This is a genomic window from Paraburkholderia lycopersici (genome assembly GCF_900096975.1).
Lineage (GTDB): Bacteria > Pseudomonadota > Gammaproteobacteria > Burkholderiales > Burkholderiaceae > Paraburkholderia > Paraburkholderia lycopersici.
This window is the reverse complement of the sequence record NZ_FMYQ01000009.1, coordinates 41,947-66,800: the sequence shown is the minus strand read 5'-3', so window position 1 is coordinate 66,800 and position 24,854 is coordinate 41,947. Positions and strand designations below refer to the sequence as shown.

Here is a 24,854-nt window from a genome sequence, read left to right as displayed (position 1 = left end):
TTAAAGCGTTTCCTGATAAGCCTTTAGAGCGTCGTCGAGTTGCTCGAACCAATGCGCCTTGCCGTTATGAATCCAGATCCCCGATTGGCAAAAATCCTTTAGGGTGGATTCGTCGTGAGACACCATGATCAAACCTGATCGATTGACCATCGACCGAAAAGCCCCCGCAGCCTTTTTTCGGAATCCCGCATCGCCGGTCGCCGTTACTTCATCCGAGATATAAACATCGAAGTCGAACGCCAGCGACAATGCAAATTGCAGCCGTGCACGCATACCGGATGAATAGGTCTTGACCGGCTCGTCAAAGGCTCCATTCAGTTCGGAGAAGTCCTTGATGAAATCAAGACGGTCAGCAAGATCGTCCTGGTGACCGTGCACACGGCAAACGAACTTCGCGTTCTGCCGGCCGGTCAATGTTCCTTCAAGACCGCCTTGCCCCACCGGCCAGGAAACCCGGCACTGACGGCGCACAAATCCGCGAGTTGGTTGGTCCACACCGCCAATGAGACGCAGTAGTGTGGACTTGCCGGCGCCATTGGGCCCGATCAAGCCGACATTTCGCATGGGCGGAATCGTCACATCAACGCCTCGCAGCACCCATTTGCCCGCGCCATGCTCGGTCCGATAGCGCTTGTACACGTCGTGAACGACGATCATTGCATCACCAGTTGACGAGCGAAACGACGATACAGCGCCAGGCCGAGGAACACACTCGCGCCAGCCCAGCTGTATAGATAGCCAAGGCTGACGCCCTGCATAATGTGGTATTCGGTACCGAAGCCCTGTCGCACCAGCTCGAGACCATGTGCGATCGGATTGATAAGCAGCCATCCCTGGTACGGCTCGGGTACAGAAGCGAGGGATACGAGCGTGCCCGAAATCAGATACAGCGGCATCATAAGCATCTTCAGAATGTGCTCGGTTTCCGGGACCAACGCCATGAGAACCGACGTCACTAATCCGTAGCCCACGCCAAACAGCCACAACCCGAAAAGCGCGACGAGTGCCACCAAGGGATCTTGCGGAAGCGCCGCGCGCCCGCAAAGTGCAGCCACGACAAGTAGGATGATGGATACGATCATCATCAAAAACGCCTCGAGTGCGGCACGCATGAGCGCCACATCGAATGGTTTCACCTGCCGGTAGGCAAACAGCGGCTGATTTGATTCGACGGCGTACATGACCTGGATAGCCGTGCGTCGGTACATAAAAAATGCGAGCATGCCGACGATTGTCCACACGACCGCATCGATGCCGGCGATGGTCCGCACGCGGATGACCGTATAGACGAAGGTGATGAAACCGATGTGCATCGCCGGCTCCATCAGCAGCCAGAACCACGCCGCACGCATGTCGAACAGCCGGTCCAAGGCTTCCCGCAGGAACAGCGCGCGCCAGACATCAAACGTGACCGCATAGGAACTGCGAGACTTGGAGCGTATTTCGAAAAGAGTCATCTGAACGTCGAAGTGTCTGAAACAAATGCGGCCCACGAACTTGCGGCGCCCTTCGCCATGGTCGCCCGGAAAAAAAACGAGGCCGCTGACGACGGATACCATGAAGCCACTCATGCTCAACGACCTGAAAGTCTCGTCGGCCGTTAGTCGAGTGCCTTGTTCAGCGTCACGCTCGGCGCTGCAACCGAAATGACCAGTCTGAGGAACTTGTTGAACTCAGCCTCAGGCGAATTCGCCACGTAAATAACATCCCGGTCCTGGATCGGGAAATTCTGCGTGACAAAGAACGACGAGGGATCGCGAAGATCGACCTGGTAAACGATTGGAACAGTACCTTTCGCGTCGCGCCCGTCAACTAGCTTGGCGTCCTCAAACCGGAAGATGAACACACCGCGCGCATCGGCGCGGTTATCGATCATCCCGCCAGCACGCGCCAGCGCCTGCGCGAGCGAAATACCCTGCGCCTCGAGCGGCATCTCGTCATTTTTGCCGGTTGCCCCCAGCACGGAGAAGCTCTCCGGCTGGAACAGAGCCGTCACCACATCGCCCGGCTCGAGTGACACGTTTTGCTTGGGATCCCGAATGATGGACTCAAGCGCCATGGTCGAAGTGACCTTGCCCCGGGTTAGCTGAACAGCAACACGGCTGACGGCTTCCTTCACGCCGCCGCCGGCCGCGATGGCATCCAGCAAATGCTCTCCCTTGGGTGTCAAGGGCATTTGCAGGTTATTGGTGACTTCACCGACAACGGTAACGTTGGCGCTGTTGTTCTTGACGACCTGCACCATCACTTGGGGATTGTTGGCCTTACCCTTCAGACGACGAGCGATATCGTTCTCGATCCCTTGGGTATCCCGACCGTCCACGGCCACGTGACCAGCAAACGGTACGGTGATCGTTCCATCGGCAGAGACCATTTGCTGGGGAAAGGTGACAGCGGAAGACACACCGGGCATCGGAGGCTTGGTCGGATCCATCACACCGGCGCCGAACAGCATTGCAGGGGGCGACTCCCAAATCGTCACGTCGAGAATATCGCCGGGCCCGATCACATAGCGATTTGCGGGGCCACTGCGAAACACATCGGAAAATCGCCCCAAGACTTTGCTGGCAGCCAGCTTTCTCGCGAGCGCGTCGTTCACGTCGACCAGCTTGATGCCTTCGATTCGCCCTTCTTTTGGCAAATCCATCACCTGTTCGCGGCTGGCGCCGCTGGATGAAATCCAGCTCGGCATGGTCCCGCAACCAGTCAAAACCAGGCACAAGGCGGCAACCCCCGAAAATTCACCTAGCTTTGACAAATGCTTTTCTACTCTCATTTGACTTGCATCTGATAAACAAAGGCGTCGCTTTTCGCCGCCTCTTTCGATCACCCAACACTGGCACAACACTTATTCGCCAGTCCCCGTACTTTCCAATGGCGCGCAAAAACTAGTTGCCCGCGCAATTTTGTGCGATCTGATCCACCCCGGACGGCTCGCCGCACTGTGTGCTATCGCACAATTTTTTAAAGAATTATCTCATTAGATGAGATAATTCAATCCAATCAAATTTATGTACGCATCCTAATGCTATGTTTCTGCATGTTATTTACGTCATATAGTCAAAATACTCGGTCCGACACCGGCGTTGCGTCCAGTACGCCCTGAAATGCTCGCCACTGCCGCAACCGCTCGGCTAATCTGCTCCGGCTCATGCGTCGAACAAATAAAAAACCGCAAGCGCGCCGCTTTCTCTTCAACAGCCGGATAAAAAATCGGCTGCACGTTAATCCCTTCTTCGAACAGCGCATTTGCCCACTGGGCGGCCTTCAGCGAACTGCCCGTGATGACAGGCACGACCGCAAAGCCTGCGCTCGTACCGGTATCGAGCCCGGCCGCGCGTGCTTCCCTCAGGAATTGATTGCCCCGCGCCTGCAGTTGCGCGACCCGCTCCGGTTGCGCAATCAAACATTCGAGCGCGGCGAGCGAAGCCTCGGCAAGCGCCGGTGCAAGCCCAACGCTATACAGAAACCCAGGCGCGAGATTGCGCAACATATCGGCGAGCGGCTGACAGCCGGCGATGAACCCGCCGCAACCCGCCAGCGTCTTGCTCATCGTGCCCATCCACAGATCGACGCGGTCCGATGCAACGCCGCAATGCTCGCGAATACCGCGGCCCGTCGCGCCGAGCACTCCGAGCGAATGCGCTTCGTCGACGAGCAGGAACGCGCCATGCCGCTCCTTCACTTCGCAAAAGCGCTCCAGGTCGGGCAGGTCGCCATCCATGCTATAGAGACCTTCGATGGCGATCAGAACATTGCGGTACTCGCCGCGCACGCGCGCAAGCAGTTCGTCGAGCGCCTGCCAGTCGTTGTGTGCGAAACCAAGTCGCCTGGCGCCACTCAACTGTGCGCCCTGCACGATGCTGTTGTGCGCGAGCGCGTCATGCACGATCAAATCGCCCGGCCCGAACAGCGCGCCGATCACGGTAACGTTCGTCGCATGGCCGCTCACGAACGCGACGCAGTCGTCCGTTTCGTAGAATGCTGCGAGTGCTCGTTCCAGCTCGCGATGCACTGGCCGCTCACCCGCGACAATGCGACTCGCCGAAGCCGACGTACCATAACGGTCGATCGCCGCCTTGGCACGCGCCGCGATGGTCGGATCGCCCGCGAGCCCCAGATAGCTGTAGTTCGCGAAGTTCACGTATTCGCGGCCGCCGATCTGCGTCGTCGCACCCGCAATACCGTCGTGCACGCGAAAGAACGGCGAATCGACGCGCAGCGTCTCGCCCATCTCGCGCATCAGCTTGACCTGCTGAAACTGCGGCATCGCTTCGAAGCGGCTACGCGCGGAAAGCGTCTGCGCGGCCCGCACCGACTTCGCGTTGGGCACGCCGGGCGCCACGAGCGCATCGGTCGCGCGCTCGAGTTGCCGCTTCAGCGCTTTGGCCGCCAGTTGCTGGCGTAATGTTTCCCCGAGTCCCATGTAACTTGATCTAACCTGTTTGTTCGGCGCGCGCGTTACGCGTGCGCCTCGACCCACTCGTACGCGCCCGGCGTGCCGAGCACCGCCGCGAGAAGCCTGTAGTTCATTTCATGCGTCGGCCGCCGCGCGGTGACGCGCCCGAGCAGCGGCGCGCCCGCGAGCGCGAGATCGCCGACAAGATCGAGCACGCGATGGCGCACGAACTCATCGGGCTGGCGCAAGCCACCCACCACGCGATTGCCGACAATCGCCGCTGTGCATGACATCCGTGCGCCGCGCAGAATCGGCCAGCCGCGCAGATAGCCCACGACGATTGCAGGCACCGCCCACTTGATCTGCCCGTACGAGCGCGATGAAGCGATCTCATCAGCAAAAGCGCGCGGCGTGAGCCGGCCGTGCCACTCCATGTCGCCGAAACCCTTGAGGTCATTGTTGTGCACGCTGAGTGCGTAGTCGTCGGCGGGTTCAACGCGCATTTCGCGGCGCGCGGCGCCCTCGCCGTCAGCCACGCTCACGGTTTTGAGCACGCGCAGGAAGCGCTTCGGCCGCGGCAGCGCGGTGCGCCCGCAGGCCTTGATCGCGTCGATCCACGGCTGCGCGCTGCCGTCGAGAATCGGCACTTCTTCTGCGTCGAGTTCGACGATCGCGTGATCGATCTCGCACGCGAGCAGCGACGCGAGCAGGTGCTCGACCGTACGCACGCCAAGGCCGTCGTTTGCGCGCAACATCGTGCAGAGCGGCTGGCCGCGGCGCAGCGACGGATCGGCGGCCACGGTGCCAAGCGCCTGGCCCTTGTGCAGGCGGCGAAACACGATGCCGTGCCGCTCGCCCGCGCTAGCCGCTGCCTCGACGGGCAGGATGCGAACGTTCACGCGCCGCCCTGTGTGCAGACCATGCCCCGAGATTGCGAGCGGGCGCGCCAGCGTGCCTTCGTTCGCCTGCCAGCCCGCGGGCAGCATCACTCCGCAAGCGCCGGCGTCGACTGACATGACTCGTCTCCCTGTTGATCCCGACCGTTGTTCTTGTTGCGTTCGAGCAGCGCACGCGCTTCGTTCTCGTCGAGCGCATGGCGCGCGGCCAGCGCAGCGACTGCCTCGTTCGCGCCATTCGCCGCGTCCCGCGCGCCGGTAGCGCTTTCGCCGCTATCGTCGTCGAGCATGTCGACGATACGCACGGCGAGCGTATGCACGGTTGCGCCTTCGGCAATCGCCATGATTGACAGCTTCACGCCGAACGATTCTTCGACCGCCATCCCGAGTTCCATGCCCATCAGCGAGTCCATGCCGAGATCGAGCACCGGGCAATCGAGCGCGACGCGCTCCGGCGACATGTGCAGAATGCGCGCGATGTGGCCGCGCAGCGCGGTCTCGACCGCGGCGACCGCCTCCGTCCTCGGCAGCGCGCGCAACTGTTCTAGCAGCGCGCCGTCTTCGCTCGTCGCCTCAGTTGCGCTGACGCCTTGCAGCACCATATAGCGGCGCGCCTGCGCGGCCGGCATGCCGCGCGCGACTGCCGCCCAGTCCAGACGCACCACAGCCTCGCCGGTCGCGCCGTTTGCAAGCGCGCGCTCAAGCGCCGTCATCGCCTCGTCGGAGGTAATCGACGCGCCGCCGATGCGCGCCTGCAGCGCTTCGCGCGTGACGCTGTTGCGCGCGAGGAAGCCGACGTCCTCGATCGGCCCCCATGCCATGAACGTTGCGGGCAACGCCGCCGCGCGGCGATGCGCGACGAGCGCTTCGAGGAAGCTGTTGGCCGCCACATACGCCCCTTGGCCCGGATTGCCGAGATAGGTCGTGGCCGACGAATACAGCACGAAAAAGTCGAGTGAACAGCGTCGCGTCGCGCGGTGCAGATTCCATGCGCCCGCAACCTTCGGTTCGAGCACCGCGAGCATGCGTGCGTCGTCGAGGTTGCGCAGCAAGCCGTCGTCGATGCGCATCGCCGAGTGCAGCACGCCCTTGAGCGGCGTGCCGCGCGCCTCGATGCTTGCCACCAGACGCTCGAGCGCGGCCGCGTCGGTCACGTCGCACGACGCCACGGTCACGGTGACGCCCTGCTCGGCGCGCATGCGTTCGAGTTCCTGCTGCTTCGCGGCGTCGAGCGTGCCGCCGCGGCTCGCAAGCGTGAGGTGACGCGCGCCGCGCGCGATCATCCAGCGCGCACTCGCGTAACCGAGACCGCCCGTGCCGCCGACAATCAGATACGCCGCCTGCGGGTCGAGGCGCAGCGAAGGCTGCGCAACGCCGCGCGTGGGCGCCGGCGTGCCCGACGGGTAGGTGACGAGCACCTTGCCGATCTGGCGCGCCTGCTGCATGTAGCGGAACGCTTCTTCCGCGCGTGCAGCGGGGAAGGCGCGATACGGCAGCGGATGCAGCACGCCGCTCATGAAGAGCGCCATCACTTCGTCGAAGAGGCGCGTGGTCAGCTCGGGCAGCACGCCCATGAGCTGGTCGGCGTCGATGCCGAAATAGCTGATGTTGTTCCGGAACGGCCGCAGACCGATCTGGCTGTTCTCGTAGAAGTCGCGCTTGCCGAGTTCGAGGAAACGGCCGAACGGACGCAGCGTGTCGATACCGCGCACCATCGCCTCGCCCGCGAGCGAGTTGAGCACGACGTCGACGCCCTCGCCGTTCGTGCAGGCGCGCACGTCGTCGGCGAACGCGAGGCTGCGCGAGTCGAACACGCGGTCGGCGCCGAGCAGGCGCACGAATTCGCGCTTTTCGTCGCCGCCGGCGGTGGCAAACACTTCCGCGCCTAGATGGCGGGCGAGCTGGATCGCCGCGATGCCAACACCACCCGCGCCGCCGTGAACGAGCACGCGCTCGCCGCGGCGCAGTCGAGCGAGCTCGCACAATGCGTAGTACGCGGTGAAAAACGTGGTGGGAATCGTCGCCGCTGCTTCGAAGGAAATCGTTTCAGGCTTGCGCGCGATCGCGCTTGCACGTGTGACCACGCGCGTCGCGAACGAAGCCGGCGCGAAGCCGAGCACGGCGTCGCCGGGCGCCCAGTCTTTGACGCCCTCGCCCACGCGCACGACCCGGCCCGAAAGCTCCATGCCGATCGTCGCGCCCGCGAAGCCGGTCTCGACCGCTTCGTCGGAGAGGAGGCCCATCGAATACATGACGTCGCGGAAGTTCAGACCGGTCGCCATCGGCGCGATCTCGACCTCGCCGGGATTCAGTTCGCGCGCAGGCAAGGCGAACCATGCGAGGTTGCGCAGCGAGCCGGGCATGTCGAAGGCCAGCACGGCGGGCGCGGTGCCGGCCCGCTGTCCAGCCGCGGATTCGTCGCTCGGCGCCTGACGCTCCGCCGTCTGCGCCGGCAGCATGCGCGGCACGTACCGGCCCTGCGCCGTGAGCAGCACCTCTTCCTCGCCGTCATCGTGCGTGAGCGCGTGCGCCAGTTGCGCGAGGGCTTCGCCATCCGCGCACGCCACGTCGATCAGGCGCAACGCGAGCGCCGGATACTCGTTCGCCATCACGCGGCCGAGGCCCCAGAGGCTCGCCTGCTCGGGCTGAGCCGCTGCGCCCGGGCCGTGGCCGAACGGTGCGCCGCCGCGTGTCACCACGCACAGGCGCGCCAGTGCGGCCACGCCGGCTGCGTCGAGTTCGCGTGCAAGCGTGGCGAGCGCGAGCGCGCCGCCCTGCTGCGCACGCATCAAATCGGCGCCGCTGGCTTCTTCAAGTCGAGCGACCGGTGTGAGGAACGCGATCTGCGCTTGCGTGTTCCTGTGAGCGAGCCACGCGGCCGCTTCGTGCACGCTCGCCGATTCGACCTCGCAGCCATGACGCGCAAGCGCTTGCGCGAGCGCCGCGCCGTACGCGTCGTTGCCGGTCTGCACGATCAGCCAGGGCTGTGTGGGGGCCGGGGCGGGTTCCGTCGGCTGGGCAGGAGCGGGCTTGCGCGCGACCATCAGCGTCGGCGCGCCCTCAAGATCGAGGCCCTGCTCCGTGTGGCGCGCGACGTCCTGCAGACCGGCGCGCTCGCAAAGCGACTGAAGCGCGGCCGGCGCGAGGGCGCCGTAGGTTTGGGCGGCGACTTCGTGCCCCGCCACGCCGAACACGATGTCGGCGAAACGGCTGTGGCGCGCCTCGGCGAGCACGACCACACCGCCCGGCGCGAGCCGTTCGGCAATGGCCTGCAGTGCGCCGAGCGGGTCGGCCTGTTCGCCGATCATCCGGTTCACCACGATCACGTCGAACGGCGCAGCGTCGCGGCAATGTGCGAAAAGCGGCTCGTTTTCGCCAAGTTGCAATGTTTGAACGTGTGCGTGCGCTTCCGCATCAAGCGCGGCGAGTTGCTGGTGCGTGCCTGCCAGCACGTGCTCGCACTGCGAAGCCGGCACGCCAATGTCAAGCGGCTGAAGCACATCGCCGCTCGTCGCGCCGATTTCGAGCATGCGCAGGCGGCGAGCGCGCGGCCATGCGGCCAGCGCTTCCTTCGCGCAGGCCGCGAGCATCGCGCGCGCATGCGACCACGTGGGCGAAGCGTCGAAGAACTGCTCGACGAGGCTGCGCCCCGTGGGCGAAAGCAGCGCGGGCACATTGGCTTCGGTCGCCGCGCCACGCAACACCCGCGGCAGCGCCGCGCCAACGTGCGCCAGCAGCGTCAGTTCGGCGACGAGCGCAGGCGTTGCCGCCAGCACCTCGCGCCATAGCGCGTCGAGCGCGGGCATCGCCGCGCAGGCCGCATCGTTGCGCACGAGACGCTCGCCTTCGAAACTGGCAAGACCGTCTTCCACAACGATTTGCGCAAGGCGCATGAGCAGCGCTGCGTTGGCGAGCGCGGGCAGCCTGGGCTGTGCGAATGCGCCAATCGCATCGAGTGCGTTCAAAGCGTACAGGCCTGCGAGCACGTCCAGCAGCGGCAAGTTTTCGGTCAGGTGATGAGTACGCTGCGTGCTGTCCTCATGCGAGGCGAGACGTGCGCACGCCCGTTCGACGAGCGCGACCGGCGCGGGCAGCGCGGCGGCCGTGAAGCCGCCGGGCAGCGGACGTGCCTCGAGCGCGTAGGCAAACCGCGCCGGCGCGGCGTGACAGCGGCCCATGAGATCGACGCGGCGGAACCGGCACGCCGAAAGACGCGCGACGATCGCGTTGTCGGCATCGAGAAATTCGAACGACGCGACGATCGAATGCGGGCTGCGGCGCTGCACGCGCGCGAGCACGCGGCGCACCGAATCGCCGCGTAGAAAATCGACGCGGCCGACCTGCACCGGCACGAAGGCCGCGCGCGCCTCCCCAGGCGCGGCGCCGGCCTGGCCGAGCACGGCGAAGAGCGGATGAAAGCCGCTGTCCATCAGCGCGGGATGCAGCAGCCAGCCGACCAGCGCCTGCTCGCCGTCAAGCGCCTGCGGCACTTCGAAGCTTGCGAGCGCGTGGTCGCCTTGCACCTGCACGGTGCGAACCCAGCGGAACGCCGGACCGTAGCTCAGGCCGATCGCCGTGGCGCTTGCGTACAGTGCGTCGCCGCGCATCGCGGGGCTCGCTTCGAGGCGCGCCAGCACCGACTCGTCGGCCGCGCTGTGCGCGCCTAGTGTGCTGCCGCTTTCGAGCAGGCGACCCGTCACGTTGAGATTCCACGGCCCATCGGTCATGCGCTCGCGCGTTTCGATCGTAAACGACGCGGTGCGCGCGTCGATCACGAAGCGGAACAGCTTCGCGTGCTGCGGCTGAAACACGACCGGCATGCGGATCTCGAGATTCTCGAGCGCGACATCGGACGTGCGGAAAAACACGCGCGCAGCGGCCAGCGCCATTTCCACATAGCCCGCGCCCGGAAACGCGACGCCGCCATCGACGACGTGGTCGGCCAGCATCGGCACGCGCTGCGGATCGAGCTGGTTTTCCCACGCGAACGCATGTTCGTGCAGACGGTAGCCGAGCAACGGATGATCGACACGGCGATTCACAAGGTTGTAGCCCTCGATGGTGGCCGTCTGCCAGTGGCGCTCGCGCTGCCAGGGATAGGTCGGCAGTGCCGCATCTGCGCCCTGCCGCAGCATCGGCACGAAGCCGTCGAGATCGACGCGCGCGCCGTGCGCGACCGCCGAGAGCATCGAATGCGCGAGCATCTGCGCACTGTCGTGATGACGCTTGAGCGTGGGCACGACAGCGCCAGCGAGATTCAGGCTCGCGAGCGTCTGCTTGACGTAGTGGCGCAGAATCGAGTGCGGCGCGATTTCGATGAACACGCGCACACCGGAATCGGCGAGACGCGCGAGCGCTTCACCGAAACGCACCGGCTCGCGAATGTTGCGCCACCAGTAGCCCGCGTCGAGCGCGGTGCCGGAAAGCGTGTCGCCGGTGACGGTCGAGACGTAGCGCTTCGTGCCTTCGCGCGGCGCAAGATCGGCGAGACCGACGCGCACGACCGGCTCGATGGCGTCCATGCGGCTGCTGTGGAACGCGTAGTCGAGATCGAGCAACTGGAAGAAGCTGCCGTTCGCCGCGAGCGCGGCGCCGATCGCTTCGAGCCCTTCGGGCGACCCGGCGAGCGTAACGGCTTCGGGGCTGTTGGTGCCGGCCAGTTCCACCGCCTGAGCGAGACCGAGGCGTGCGATCAGCTCGCGCGCCTCGACTTCGCCGATACCCGCCGCAGCCATCTTGCCGGTACCGCGCGTCAGGCCCTGCGCGCTGCTGCGAATGCGGATCACGTGTACGGCCTCGGCAAGCGTCAGCGCACCCGACGCCCACGCGGCCGCGATTTCGCCGACGCTATGACCGACCACCGCATCGAATTCGATACCACGGGCTTCAAGTGCGCGCGTGATGCCAACCTGGATCGCGAACAACAGAGGTTGCGCGTTTTCCGTCGCGGCGAGCCATTCGGCGCTCGCGCCGGCGCGCAGCACGTCGACAAGCGAGTCGCTGCCGCCGGCGCACCAGAGCGCGTCGACTTCGTCGAGCGCCGCGCGGAAAACAGCGTCTTCCGCATAGAGTTGCTTGCCCATGCCGGCCCACTGGCAGCCGTTGCCCGCGTAGACGAATGCCACCTTGCCGGCAGATACAGCCTGGCCGCGCGCGACGTACGCCGGCAACGCCTGATCGGTCGAATCGGCAAGCATGAGAAGTGCGGCGCGGCCTGCTTTCGCATCGGGCGGCGCAATGACCGCACGCTGTTCGAGCCACTCGCGGCGTCGCGCGGCGCTAGCCGCGAGCGCCGCCCAATCGGCGCCGCTCTGCAAGCGTGCATGGTAGCGCCCGGCGAGTGCGGCGAGCGACGCTGGCGAGCGCGCCGTGAGCACGAGCGGCGGCAACGCTGCGTCCGAAGCGGGCGCGCCGGCCGTGACTGCCGCTGCGGGCGCGGCCGGGCTCACCGCCTCGGCGAGCACGACGTGGGCATTGGTGCCGCCGAAGCCGAACGAGTTGACGCCGATCATCAACGGGCCGCCTTCGCGGCGTGCGAGCGGCGTGAGGCGATCGACGACGCGCAGGCGGCCGCCTTCGAAATCGATGGCCGGATTGGGCGTTTCGAAATGCAGAGAACGCGGCACCGCGCCGTGCTTCAGGCAGAGAATCGCCTTGAAGAGGCCGGCCATACCCGAAGCGGTTTCGAGGTGCCCGATGTTGGTCTTGACCGAGCCGATCAGGAGCGGATCGTCGGCCGAGCGGCCGAGCGCAACCGCTTCGATCAGCGCGCGCGCCTCGATGGGGTCGCCAACCGCGGTGCCCGTGCCGTGCGCCTCCAGATAGGAAAGCGTGCGCGGGTCGACGCCCGCGCGGCGGTAGACCGAGCGCAGCAGTTCGGCCTGCATGGCCGTGGTCGGCACGCTGATGCCGCCGTGCGAATGGCCGTTGGAGTTCACGCCCGAGCCAGCGATGACCGCGTGAATGGTATCGCCGTCCGCGAGCGCGCGCTCGAGCGCCTTCAGCAGCACGAAAGCGCCGCCCTCGGCGCGCACGTAACCGTCGCCGGCCGCGTCGAATGCGCGGCAGCGGCCGCGCGGAGACAGCATCGACGCCTTCGAGAAGCTCACGAAGCCAAACGGATGGAGCAGCATATTCACGCCGCCCGCGAGCGCCATTTCAGTCTCGCCCGACTGGATTGCCTGCACGGCCTGATGCAGCGCGACAAGCGACGACGAGCACGCGGTGTCGACCGACATGCTCGGACCGCGCAGGTCGAACAGATACGAAACGCGATTGGACGCCACACTGAGCGCGTTGCCGGTGGCCGAGTACGGATCGATCCAGTTCAGGTCGTCCATGCTGCGATTGCCGTAGTCCATGCTCGCGGCGCCGACGTACACACCGCAGTCACGGCCGCGCATCTCGGCCGGACGTACGCCGGCGTCCTCAAAGGCTTCCCACGCGAGTTCGAGCAGGAGGCGCTGCTGCGGGTCCATCTGGCTTGCCTCGCGCGGCGAAACGCCGAAGAACGCGGCATCGAAACCGGCCACGTCATCGAGCACGCCCGCCGAGAACGTGTAGCTCTTACCCGGCTCCTTCCTGGACGGATGTTGATAGAACGCCGTGCCGAAACGATCGTGGGGCACGACGCTCACGGCGTCGCGCTCGTCGCATAGCAGTTGCCAGAAGTCTTCGGGCCCGGCCACTCCGCCAGGAAAGCGGCATGCCATCCCGATAATTGCGATTTTTCTTTCCATCATCATGCCGACATCTGCTGCAACTCGTTTCGCGGATCGGGGGTGACACGATCCGCATGCCTCATCGCGCGCTGTATTGTGGAACCGAGCGTCTCGACGCCAATGTCGCGCTGCGTGCCGATGTCGCTCGCAAAATTGCGCCAGATAAAGTAATCACTGTGAGTCGGCTCCGTTTCGAGCGCATCGAATACGGAAGACAACGCGGGAACGTGGTCGCCATAAAAGCACAGGACAGTCGGCCGATCGCGGTCGCGCAGATAACCGGTCAATCTGCCGATCATTGCGTCTGCGTTTTCCACATGCCGCAGGTAGGCGGTCAGATCGCGCCAGCGCGCGTCTTCTCCCAGCGTGTGCCGCGATGTGGATTCCCCTGCGGCAACCCTCTCCAGATGCAGAGGACCGTGATTTTCCATCGTGATCGCAAACGCAAATACCGGTTTGTCATCACTGTCCTGCAGGAGGGCGATGAGTTTGTCCGCCACCGCAAGGTCTCCAACGTACGGCCCCACACGAGACGCGCTTTTGAAATCTTCAATGTCCAGAAAGCGGTCGAAATACATGTGTGCGAATGCCCGGCGACGGCCAAAAAAGTTCGCGTAGTAGGGATGCACCGCCGCCGTGCGATAACCGCCCCGGCTGAAATAACCCGCTAGCGATGCACACGCCCGGCGCACGAACATATACGGATAAAAGCGCGCGTAACCGAGTTCGGGAGACGTCAATCCCGTAAGCATCGCGAATTCGCTGCGCATCGTATTCGCACCCCAGGCCGGCACTGTCAGTTCGCCTTGCTCGAACGACTCGCGTTTCGCGCGATCGAAATGCGCATAGGGCGCATCGGACACGCATTCGCCGAGGCGGCGTGCGTCGAAATACGATTCGCTCTGAATGACAATGACGTCCGGATGGACGTCCGGACGACCGACCGAAAACGGGCTGGTACGCGCGGCGCGAATGAACGCCCGCCGTTGCGCGCCGCTCAATCCGTTGATCAAATAGGCAGCGAACGCGGAGAAAAAGCCGAATCGGCATTGGTCCGAAAAGGGCTGTAGCGTGAGCGGCAAGCGCCGGGAAAGCGCGATGCACGCTAGTAAACAGATCGACGTAACGACGGCAGCGGTCCATCGCTGCCCCGGTGGTGCCGGACTTTCAGCAACGAACGCCCCCACCGCTGCCGCTATGCCGACGAGGACGACGGTGAGTTTGCCGAAACCGAGAAACGGCAAATACAGGCGCGGATGGGAAAAGACCTGACTGAAAAGGCTCAGATCGCTGAAGACCAACGGTTCGCGCAGTGATGCATATTTGGCGTTGCCGACGACCGCAAGCAAGCCAATCAATACGAGTGCGAGGCCCGCCGAAAATAACGGCCGCCCCGTCAATGCGACGCAACCCGCCGCCACGACAGCAAGCGCCGCCAGATGCAGCATCAGCGCAACTGGCGGTCGACGGAGTGACGATCTTGTTACAGCGATCGCTTCAACGGCGAAGGACGATACGGCCAGGGCGGCCGCGATTGCAAAACCGGGCAGCACTTCACATATTCCGACGAGGGATCTGAAACAGAAAACCGAGGATTGCGTCGGCGACAATTGCCGGCAACAGGCGCAGCAACTTGAGGCCGAGCGTCAAACTGAAGGGAAAAGCGATTTCCGCGCGACGCCGCGCCAGGCGCGTCTTGATGAACAGGGCGGCCTTTTCGGCGCTCCACATGAACGGTTTGCTGCCAGGAAAAACGTCGCTCATCGCTGTTCGCACGAAGCCCGGCATGACGACTGAAATGCCGATTTGGTCGCGCGCGAGAACCGGGCGCACGGAATCGCAGTACGCCACGAGCGCAGCCTTGCTCACACAATAGGCTGGTGAAATTGCCATCCCCCGCAGTCCGGCGAGCGAGCTGACGATCGCGATCTGGCCGCGGCGCCGAGTGCGCATGCGCTCGATCGCAGGCAGCACCGCGTGCAAGGCACCGTAGAGATTGGTATCGACGACCTCGGCTGTGCGATTGGCGCCTTCCCAGTCATCAGATGAGCGAAGCGTGCTGGCAACGCCGGCATTGGCGATCAACAGATCAATTGCGTGGCGTGCGTCGAAATCGAAGATCCACGCCTCTAGCGCTGCGGCGTCACGGACGTCCGTGACGCCGATCACGACTTCCGCGCCGCGAGCGCGGCACTCCGCAGCAACGGCCTCGAGGCGTTCGGCGTTTCTTCCGATTAATCCCAGCGTCATACCGGGCGCACAATAGCTTAAAGCCAACGCACGCCCGAGTCCGGCACTACCGCCAGTGATAACGATTACACGCGGCCCATCCGTACTCACTCGCCCAACCCCGGTTGCAAGGAATATTGTTTTGCCATGGTCTTTAAATATTTACTTCTTTAGTAGCAGGCATACGCGGAATAAGATGCGCAGACTGCCACTGAAAACATCCTTGGGCGGAGCACCTGCTGCTACCGCTAACATCGGTTTGCGCCAATCAGAGCCTGGAAGTCGTGATGTCAGCGCTTGCAGCGCTGCTCCCTCGCGCCGTCACCGATGAACGTGAGGAACAATCAATTCGAAGCAACTCCGCTCCACTAGCACCGAGTGAACAGACACGCCGAAAAAGGCAAAATAGCAAAACTTTAGCGCGCGATCGCAATGATACCGTAAGGGAATTCTTTCGCGCCATTAAGATTGACAATCCTTCCGTAAGAGTCGCACCTTCGCAACAGGCAGGAATTACCAGTTATTACAGCAAGCCCGATCGCCGCCATCGCCCTGAGGCAAAGACGCCTTGCTGCCAGTTATATGCCGAATACATGCCTCTTAAAAAAGCGCGATACGGGTGGATCGCTTACGTGCCTTTTCTACTGCAGGCGGATGGATGCTGTTAGAAGGTTTCCTTTGGATTGCGCCTGATATTTTTTTGGCCAGTCTCGCCTCGCAAACGTTTTACCATTCAAAAATAAGCGGAAAATAGCTCAAATCGAGCCAATTTGTGGCGAGCGATATTTTCCCGATTCAGTGCGCGCAGCCGCTTCTTTTGCTGACATCGCCATCCCACTTGGGAGACGATCTATCTGTGCCAAACAGCATTCGATCGCGAGCGTCGTATCGTTGCGCTAACGCGCGCATACTTCGGATAGAATGGCACCCGCCGCCCCATGAGTCGCCAGCCCGTTTACGCGCCCCAAGCAACGACGTGACTGGAGCAGCCGCTAACGCGTGACATCCACGCCCAGCAACGCCGCGCGCTCCAGTTACGCACGCTTTCGGTGACTCATCCGGTTGGCTGCGGACAACTTGCACTTTCACACGCGAAGAAGTAGCCGGCCTGGACGCCCCGTGATTCGGAAAAGCGGTCGAAGCGGAGGTGCTCGGCGACGGTGTAAGTCATGGATCAAGCGGTGTGTCGGTACATTTGCCGGCCACACACCATCCTAAACACAAACGCTCACTCCACCGTCACCGACTTCGCGAGATTGCGCGGCTTGCCCACATCGTTGCCGCGCGCACCCCTCCTGCATGTTCGACTTGAGCTTCTCGAACAACGCGTCGTTCGGCGTAGATGCGCGGAACTTCTCTGACATCAAGCAAGCCTTCGAGCGCGATCAGGTAGTGCAACACGCCCGAGGTACAATACGTTTTCCTTGCGCGCGAAATCTTCCGGGCACGCTGCCAAGCGCCGCTAGCTGGTTGACGCAGCAGCTTCAGATATGCCGCCTCCTGCGCCTCGCTTATGTGCCCGCGCAGCTCGGCTAATACTTCGCTGCGAGGCCTGCGTTGCACTCATGCCGCACGCGAGAATCAGGATGCTGTCGATACCGTCGAACACCTCGCCAACGTTTTAGCCGACAAGGCTCACAAGGCTCGCTCGAAAATTTCCCTCACCGCTTACGCATGGGCGATAAAGCCTTACAGCACCAACTTCCTCTTCACTTTCACTATTACACGCATAAGGCCGCCGCTAAAATGTCCAGAGCGGTCCTCCGTAGCCATGCATGGTCATGGCGATCAGCATTGCGGACAGCGCCGGCAACAGCACGTCTAGCACCTTGTAGGCGTCCCAGTGCCACGGGAACCATCCGATCGCCCATGTATAAGCATGTGACTCGAAAGCTAGCGCTTCCTCAGCGTCCAGCGTTTCGAACTCGCACTCGAGTTTCTTGCGTGACCAATACCAAACGACTACGGCAAGCGCTCCAATTCGAAAATTGAATAACAGCCCGATCGGCATCTGGACGAGCAATCCCTCAAAGCAATGAGACAGGGACATGCGCCATCTTGCCGCCGCAAACCAGTCAAGTAGAGCAGTCATTGGAAATATTCTCCTTGTACCATCATGCCCATCTTCCATATGGCACAGGACTCATCTTATCCGACTGGTCCAGCCGTCCGCTCTTGCCTTAAGGCGCCGGCTACCGGAATCTAACCCACGCGCCTTACGCGCCCGCGACGGATATTTCCCGGTAAACTCCCGGCTTTCGGGCATCGCCCGTTGAAACTCAATCGGGCTCCCAGCTTTTTGTATCGTGAAATCCAACGACAAGCCGGCGGCTGCGGCTTGCCCCGCCGACCGCACCCGCTCCCTCCACATCGCCCTCGTCTGCAACACCGCATGGGCGATCTACACGTACCGCCGGGGCTTCCTGCGCGCATTGACGCAAAGCGGCGCGCAGGTCACGGTGATCGCCCCGCGTGACCGCACCTTCGAGCCGCTGACCGAGATGGGTTGCCGCTGCGTCGAACTACCGGTCGCCTCAAAAGGCACGAACCCGTTCCACGACCTGCGCACGCTCCTCGCACTGTTCAAGCATTACCGCGCGCTCAAACCCGACGTCGTTTTCCACTACACGATCAAGCCGAACATCTACGGCTCGATCGCCGCCTGGCTTGCATGCACGCCCTCGGTGGCCGTGACGACAGGGCTCGGCTACGTCTTCATTCAGAAAAGCCGCGCGGCCGAAGTCGCCAAGCGCCTCTATCGTTTCGCGTTCCGTTTCCCCCGCGAAGTCTGGTTCCTCAACCAGGACGACGAGGCCGCCTTCAAGGAAGGCAACTTGCTCGCGCATCCCGAGCGCGCCAGGCTCCTGCACGGCGAAGGCGTCGATCTCGACGACTTCCCCTTCACGCCGCTGCCCGCGCGCGCGGAATTTGCCTTCGTGCTGATCGGCCGGCTGCTCTGGGACAAGGGCGTCGGCGAATACGTCGAGGCCGCGCGCCAGCTATGCACGCGCTATCCGCACGCGCGCTTCCGGCTGCTCGGTCCAGTGGGCGTAGACAACCCGAGCGCCATCTCGCGCGACGAAGTGGCCGCTTGGGAACGTGAAGGCATCATCGAATATCTCGGCGAAACCGCCGACGTGCGCCCCTATATCGCCGACGCGGACTGCGTCGTGCTGCCCTCGTACCGCGAGGGCGTGCCGCGCACGCTGATGGAGGCGAGCGCGATGGGCCGCCCGATCGTGGCCACGCGCGTGCCCGGCTGCCGCGAAGTCGTCGCCGACGGCGAAAACGGCCTGCTCTGCGAGGCGCGCAACGCGGGCGCCCTCGCCGCCACGCTCGCGCGCATGCTCGATCTCGACGACGCTGCGCGCGCCGCCATGGCAGCGCGCGGCCGCAAAAAAATCGAAAAAGAATTCGACGAGCGCGTTGTGGTACAACGCTACCGGGAACTGATCCGGGAAATCACCGGGTCGACGTTTTGAACGAATCTGGCTTTCACGGGAATGAACACGGCATGACTGCGACGAATGCAAAGGGTACGATCCTCGTCACTGGCGGCGCGGGCTATATCGGCTCGCACACCTGCGTCGAACTGCTCAATGGCGGCTATGACGTGGTCGCGGTCGACAATCTCGTGAACAGCCGCGCCGAATCGCTCGAGCGGGTCCGGCAGATCACCGGCAAGCCGGTCGCGTTCTACGAAGCCGACGTGCGCGACGCCGCCGCCCTATCGCGCATCTTCGAGGCGCACCGCATCACCGGCGTGATTCATTTCGCGGCGCTCAAGGCCGTGGGCGAGTCGGTGGCCAAACCGATCGAGTATTACCGCAACAACCTCGACGGCCTGCTCGTCGTGCTCGACGTCATGCGCCAGCATGGCGTGAAGCAGTTCGTGTTCAGCTCGTCGGCCACGGTGTACGGCGTGCCCGAGCGCTCGCCGGTCGACGAATCGTTTCCGCTCTCCGCGACCAACCCGTACGGCCAGTCGAAGCTCATCGCCGAGCAGATCCTGCGCGACGTCGCGATCTCGGACCCGTCGTGGCGCATTGCCGTGCTGCGCTATTTCAATCCGGTGGGCGCGCATGAAAGCGGGCTGATCGGCGAGGACCCGGCGGGCATTCCGAACAATCTGATGCCATACGTCGCGCAAGTGGCCGTGGGCAAGCTCGAAACACTGCGCGTGTTCGGCGGCGACTACCCGACGCCGGACGGCACCGGCGTGCGCGACTATATTCACGTGGTCGATCTGGCGCAGGGCCACCTCAAGGCGCTCGACGCGCTCGCCACGCGCGGCGAAGGCTTCGTCGTGAATCTCGGCACGGGCCGCGGTTATAGCGTGCTGGAAGTCGTGAAGGCATTCGAAGCGGCGTCGGGTCGCGCGGTGCCGTATGAGATCGTGGCGCGCCGGCCCGGCGACATCGCCGAATGCTATGCGAATCCGGCCACGGCGGAACAGCTCATTGGCTGGAAAGCCCGGTTCGGCATCGAGCGCATGTGCGTCGATCACTGGCGCTGGCAGGAAAAGAATCCGCGAGGATTCGAGTAAATCACACCCCACAAAGGCGGCCAGTTTGCAACGGCTAGCCGCGCAAGCGGCTGGCGGAAACGAATGGCGAGGCCATGCCATGGGCTCGTGCCAGGCCAAAGCCGCCCCACGCGAATGCGAAACAAGCCAACGCAGCGCAGCGCCATTCCGGCGCTCGTGCCGCGTGCCCGCAAAATGTTTTCAACAGGCTGCTAACACAAGGTTGAATATCGCCGAAAGAGTACGCTATTCTCTGGCTCTACCCCCTAAGCAAACCGAGCCGCGCCCGCCCGAAGTTCTCTCGTGACAGGAGCAACACGCGTAATGGATAAGGCTGAGTTTGACAGTTTTGCAGACGAATATCGTGCACTTCATGCGCGCAATATTGCAGCTTCTGGCGAAAATCCCGAATTTTTTGCAGAGTACAAAATCAGGGACATTGCCGGGCATTTAGAGCGAGTGGGCGCGCATGCGCGCCAATTGCTCGACTTCGGAGCCGGCGTGGGCAATTCGGTCCCCTGGGTGCGCAAGCATATGCCCGATGCGTCGCTGACTTGCGTCGACGTTTCGGAGAAGTCGCTGCAGGTGGCCTCGGATCGCTTTCCGGGCCTCGCGAACTACGTCCCGTTTGACGGCGAGCGCCTGCCATTCACGGACGATAGCTTCGACCTGGCGTTCGCAATGTGCGTGTTCCACCATATTCCGTTCTCCGAGCACGTGCGTCTGCTGCAGGAGCTGGCGCGTACGCTGCGCCACGATGGCGCGCTCGTGATCTACGAACACAACCCGCTTAATCCGCTCACCGTGAAAGCGGTCAACGACTGCGAATTCGACGTCAACGCAAAGCTGATTACCGCGCGGCAGCTCAGGCAAACGTGTCTCGACGCAGGCTTCAGGCGGGTCGAGATCCGCTATCGCATCTTTTTCCCGCATGCGCTCGCCGCGCTGCGCAGATTCGAGAAGTACCTCATTGGCGTGCCGTTCGGCGCCCAGTACGCAATTTACGCTTACCGTCAGTAAGACGCTGCGCATGCCTGCCGCGACGCGTCGCGCGCATCACCTTTTCGAACACGAGCCGATGATGCGCATGCCGCCAGTCGGATTCCAGGATCTCGCGAGCGTGACAACTCATCGGCAACTGGTCAAATATCTGTTCGTGGGCGGCATCAATACCGTGATCGCCACGTCGATCATTTTCGCCGCCCAGGCGCTGAGCGCGCCCCCCGTCATCGCCAACGTGATTGGCTACGGCGCGGGCATTCTCATCAGTTTTCTCCTCAACAGCACGTTCACGTTCCGTTCGCCGGCGAGCGGCGCGGCAATGCTGCGCTTTCTCGTCGTCGCCGGGGTTTGCTGGCTGCTCAATCTGGGGACGATGCTGGCGGCGCTGCAGCTGACCGGGCACGCCTACGCGGCCCAGCTTTGCGGCGTGGCGGTGTACACGCTGGCCGGATTTGCAGGCAATAAATTGTGGGCTTTCCGAAGAGTCGAGACCAATGAGACCTGAACTGACGATTGTCGTGCCGTGCTACAACGAGCGGGAAGCGCTCCCGCATACCATCGAAGTGCTCACACAAAAGCTCGCGCAGCTCGTTGGCGAGGACAAGATCGGCGATGCCAGCAAGATTCTTTTCGTCGATGACGGCAGCAAAGACGAGACGTGGCGCATCATCGCCGAGTATGCCGCGACGCACCCCGCCGTTTCCGGCGTCAAACTTTCGCGTAATTGCGGGCACCAGAATGCGCTGCTCGCGGGGCTTCAGCATGTCAAATCGGATATCTGCATCAGCATCGACGCAGACCTCCAGGACGACGTCAACGCGATCGACGAGATGGTCGATCTCTACCACCAGGGTTTCCAGATCGTCTATGGCGTGCGCGCGGAGCGAAATTCCGACACGTTCTTCAAGCGCACGACGGCGCATCTGTTCTACCGGTCGATGTCATGGCTCGGCGTCGAGTCGGTCGAACACCACGCCGACTTCCGCTTGATGAGCCGCGACGCCCTGGCGGCACTGCTTTCGTTCAGCGAGGTCAACGCCTATATCCGTGGTCTCGTGCCGCTCGTCGGCTACAAGACAGCGTGCGTGCAATACCGACGCGTGGAACGCGTCGCCGGCGAGTCCAAATACACGCTGAGCAAGATGCTGTCGCTCGCGGTGCGAGGCATCACCTCGTTTTCTGTCGTTCCGCTGCGCGTGATCTCGGTGACGGGGTTGCTCATTTCGCTGCTCGCCGCGCTGCTGGCCGTGTGGGTCATCTTCGCCAAGCTGCTCGGCAACACTTCGCCGGGGTGGGCGTCGACCACCTTGAGCATCGTGTTCATCGGCGGTGTGCAGCTCCTTGCGCTGGGCGTGGTCGGCGAATATGTCGGCTGCATCTATCTGGAAGTGAAGCGGCGCCCGCGCTACTTCGTCGAACAGACCACGCTCAACTAGACCGGCATGGGCGGCCTCATCGAATTCGCGAATCCGGACGTGGCAAACCGTCAACACGATCCCGTCAAGATGCCGCGCCATGCGGTATTCCTGCTCGCTGCGATCTCGCTCGCGGTGGCGACGCCAACGTCGGTGTTCGTCGCCGATAACGTCGCGAGCCGGCCGCACGCGTTCGCGCCGGTGCTCGCCGTCACGTGGGTGCTGGTCTGCGGCGGCCTCGCGCTCGTTCTTGGCGCGCTGCGCCATCTGGGCGCAATCGAAAAAGCGGTGGTGGTGTTTTGCGCGGCAGGCGGCCTCGCGCTGGTGAGCTGGATCGGCGTCGCCACGCCGGGGGCCAATCGCGTCGATGTGCACTACAGCGACGGGTCCGCGGACCTCAATCTGCCGCCGTTCGCCCAGCGAATCTGGGAGCGGCGTGAAAACACGTGGTCCATGCATCCGGCCTACGACAACGCGCGCGTACCCAACGTCCTGCACGCGATGTTCGACACCAATCCGCACGCGATCGAGCTCTGGATCGCCAAACCGCGCGAGGCGATCTACTATCCGAACGGCGACCTCACGCCAAGCGACGGCATCGGGCTCGAAGTCTCGATCACTGGCCCGGCAGGCGAACAGGCGCCGGTCAAGACGATCTACGTGCCGGAGCGGGCATTCATCGATTCGCGCTGGATCGTAAAACGCATCACGGGCCCCGTGAACATTCACGAGCTGACCATCCGCATCACGCCAGGACCGCCGGGGAGCACCCCGGCCTACGATGCAACGCTGATCGCGTTACGCAACACCACCCTGCATGCACGGCTGCACGAATTGGGCGAGGCGCTGCTCGGCGGCATCGGCGGTCTCGTGATCGGCTTCGCCCTGCTGGCGGCTTCGCCGCGTCGAAGCTACGGGTCGGCACACGCGCGCAGCCGGTTCCCCTGGCGCACCTTCGGCGCGATGGCCGTCGTGGCCGGGGTGATCCTCGGATACGTGCTGTGGTTTCTCGCGCACACGCACCTCATTTACTTCTGGGACAGCCGCAATTATTGGCAGAAAACGGAACAGCTTTACGAGCTCATGAGCGCGCAGAGCTGGGCGCAACTTTTTTCTGCCCTCGGTGCCAACTATTCCGCCGACTACTCCGATCTGCCGGCCTTCCCGCTCGCCCTTCTCTCGCTTGCGCGCGGCTACCCGGGCCATGCGCAATACCTGCTGCTCGTGACGGCACTCTACGCCGTGCCGAGCTTTCTCGTCTGCGCGTGGCTGGGCAAGCTGCTGGTCGGCGCAACCCGGACCGAGCGCGCGGCGCACGGCTGGCCTCTCGCCGCGCTGGTGCTTTTTGCCGCCTCGCCCGTCTATTTCGGGACGGTGCTGCACATGCTGCCCGACATCGCCGGCGTCATTTTCTGCGCGCTCGCCGCAGTGGTCGCCAGTACGCTGCTCGGCACGCTGCGCGAACCGCTGCCCGATCTGCGCAGCGCACGCTTCTCGCGCGAAGTCGTCATCCCGGCGCTCGCACTCGGCACGCTGATCGCGTCGATGTTCCTGTTCCGGCGGTGGTACGTATTCTTCTCCGCAGGCCTGATCGGCATGTGCGGACTATCCATCGCCTGGCAGCTCGTGCGTGGGCCGCGTGTCGGCGTGCTCCTTCGCACCGTGCTGATCGTCTGGTTAATGGCGATGGCGGGACTCGCGCTGCTCGGCTGGGTCGCCTTCGACTGGCTCGCCGATCCGGCAACCCACGACTACGCGAATCTCTATGCGTCTTATGCGAAGCCGCTCGCACAAAGTTTCGCCGATCTTCTGAGCAGCTTCGGCTGGCTCTATCTGATTCTGATCGCCGGCCTGCTGGTCGCGCTGCCCCGCGTGTTCACCAACCACCGCCTCGCCTTCGTGCTGGGCACGACCTCGGTTATCGCGAGCGTGCTCTTCGTCAAGGTCCAGAGCCCCGGTCCGCAGCACTACTACCTGCTGATGCCGCTGTTCGGCGCCGTGCTGTGCGGCGGCGCAATCGCGCTCGCCCGCGCGCGCGGTCTTTGGGTTGCCGCGCTCGTCACCATCGCGTGCGTGGCGCTGAACGCCACCGCAACGCGCACGGTGCTGCCTCGCGCGCTCGCGCGCGCGGTGCCGAACTATTCGGCATGGGCGCCTGCAAGCCAGTATGGTCTGGTGGGACTCGAGCAGGCCGCTGAATGGGCGCAGTCCCCCGCCATTCGCGACAAACGCCTATGTCTCGTCGCATCGAGCGGCATGCTCAACCAGTCGATCTTCACCAACGTCTGGCAAATCGACAAACGAATCCACAAGGGCGCGCTGGAGCAGCAACTGGCCTGGCTCGGCGACGTCGACAGCCGCGACGGAGCGCCCTGGCGGTCCTTCAGGGACTGCGAGATCGCGCTCGTCGGGATGCCGTTCCAGACGCATATCGCGCCCGACCAGCAATACACGCAGCAGATCATTCGCGACGATCTGCTGAGCGGCACCGGGGTCGGCGCCAACTTCGAGGCGACCCCGCAGCGCTTCGAACTGGACCAGAAGAACTGGATCGCCGTCTATCGCCGCAAGCAACCGCTCACCGACGCCCAGTACGACGACCTCGTTCAGCGCTTCAAGACCCGCACGGGCATCCAGCACTGAAATACCTGTGCCAGGAATGCCGGC

Annotated in this window: 15 protein-coding genes and 1 pseudogene; 6 read left to right on the top strand and 10 right to left on the bottom strand. The window is 63.6% G+C overall.

The window, feature by feature from the left end; all coding sequences use genetic code 11:
• From BLU17_RS12025 to BLU17_RS11980, 10 genes and pseudogenes are all read right to left on the bottom strand, one after another.
• Positions 1-657: an ABC transporter ATP-binding protein gene (locus BLU17_RS12025; protein WP_091996956.1), complete on the bottom strand. Its 657-nt coding sequence runs from the start codon at positions 655-657 to the stop codon at positions 1-3.
• Positions 654-1,571 (bottom strand): ABC transporter permease, encoded by a 918-nt coding sequence (locus BLU17_RS12020; protein WP_245746819.1) that lies wholly within the window; start codon positions 1,569-1,571, stop codon positions 654-656. Before BLU17_RS12020 ends, BLU17_RS12025 begins: the two co-directional genes overlap by 4 nt.
• A gap of 29 nt (positions 1,572-1,600) precedes the next feature.
• Entirely contained in the window at positions 1,601-2,692 is a 1,092-nt protein-coding gene (locus BLU17_RS12015) for a polysaccharide biosynthesis/export family protein (protein ID WP_245746818.1), read from the bottom strand.
• 360 nt (positions 2,693-3,052) lie between these two features.
• The gene (locus BLU17_RS12010) at positions 3,053-4,426 is read right to left on the bottom strand and encodes an aminotransferase class I/II-fold pyridoxal phosphate-dependent enzyme (protein WP_091996954.1); all 1,374 of its coding nucleotides are present in this window, start codon (positions 4,424-4,426) and stop codon (positions 3,053-3,055) included.
• Positions 4,427-4,461: 35 nt separating this feature from the next.
• Positions 4,462-5,388 (bottom strand): UDP-3-O-acyl N-acetylglycosamine deacetylase, encoded by a 927-nt coding sequence (locus BLU17_RS12005; protein WP_091997070.1) that lies wholly within the window; start codon positions 5,386-5,388, stop codon positions 4,462-4,464.
• Complete coding sequence (locus BLU17_RS12000; protein WP_091996953.1) at positions 5,385-13,034, bottom strand: type I polyketide synthase; 7,650 nt, start codon at positions 13,032-13,034, stop codon at positions 5,385-5,387. The genes BLU17_RS12005 and BLU17_RS12000 overlap by 4 nt, the downstream gene beginning before the upstream one ends.
• Positions 13,035-13,036: 2 nt before the next feature.
• Entirely contained in the window at positions 13,037-14,569 is a 1,533-nt protein-coding gene (locus BLU17_RS11995; RefSeq protein WP_245746817.1) for an LTA synthase family protein, read from the bottom strand.
• A 1-nt stretch (position 14,570) separates the two neighbouring features.
• Positions 14,571-15,356: an SDR family NAD(P)-dependent oxidoreductase gene (locus tag BLU17_RS11990; protein WP_091996952.1), complete on the bottom strand. Its 786-nt coding sequence runs from the start codon at positions 15,354-15,356 to the stop codon at positions 14,571-14,573.
• A gap of 1,169 nt (positions 15,357-16,525) precedes the next feature.
• Positions 16,526-16,781, bottom strand: a pseudogene (locus BLU17_RS33755) (glutamine--fructose-6-phosphate transaminase (isomerizing)); the annotation flags it as partial.
• A gap of 205 nt (positions 16,782-16,986) precedes the next feature.
• Positions 16,987-17,337 (bottom strand): hypothetical protein, encoded by a 351-nt coding sequence (locus BLU17_RS11980; protein WP_091996950.1) that lies wholly within the window; start codon positions 17,335-17,337, stop codon positions 16,987-16,989.
• A 277-nt stretch (positions 17,338-17,614) separates the two neighbouring features.
• Between BLU17_RS11980 and BLU17_RS11975 the strand changes: the two genes are divergently transcribed.
• The 6 genes from BLU17_RS11975 to BLU17_RS11950 all read left to right on the top strand — a co-directional run bounded on the left by BLU17_RS11975 (position 17,615) and on the right by BLU17_RS11950 (position 24,830).
• Positions 17,615-18,727 carry a glycosyltransferase family 4 protein gene (locus tag BLU17_RS11975; protein WP_245746831.1) on the top strand — a complete coding sequence of 371 codons (1,113 nt, stop codon included), beginning with the start codon at positions 17,615-17,617 and terminating at the stop codon, positions 18,725-18,727.
• 32 nt (positions 18,728-18,759) lie between these two features.
• Positions 18,760-19,791 carry a UDP-glucose 4-epimerase GalE gene (galE, locus tag BLU17_RS11970; protein ID WP_091996948.1) on the top strand — a complete coding sequence of 344 codons (1,032 nt, stop codon included), beginning with the start codon at positions 18,760-18,762 and terminating at the stop codon, positions 19,789-19,791.
• Between the two features lie 282 nt (positions 19,792-20,073).
• Entirely contained in the window at positions 20,074-20,790 is a 717-nt protein-coding gene (locus BLU17_RS11965; protein ID WP_245746816.1) for a class I SAM-dependent methyltransferase, read from the top strand.
• A 58-nt stretch (positions 20,791-20,848) separates the two neighbouring features.
• The gene (locus BLU17_RS11960) at positions 20,849-21,277 is read left to right on the top strand and encodes a GtrA family protein (protein ID WP_176929034.1); all 429 of its coding nucleotides are present in this window, start codon (positions 20,849-20,851) and stop codon (positions 21,275-21,277) included.
• Complete coding sequence (locus tag BLU17_RS11955) at positions 21,267-22,208, top strand: glycosyltransferase family 2 protein (RefSeq protein WP_091996945.1); 942 nt, start codon at positions 21,267-21,269, stop codon at positions 22,206-22,208. The genes BLU17_RS11960 and BLU17_RS11955 overlap by 11 nt, the downstream gene beginning before the upstream one ends.
• Positions 22,209-22,214: 6 nt before the next feature.
• Positions 22,215-24,830 (top strand): hypothetical protein, encoded by a 2,616-nt coding sequence (locus tag BLU17_RS11950; protein ID WP_091996944.1) that lies wholly within the window; start codon positions 22,215-22,217, stop codon positions 24,828-24,830.
• Positions 24,831-24,854 lie beyond the last annotated feature (24 nt).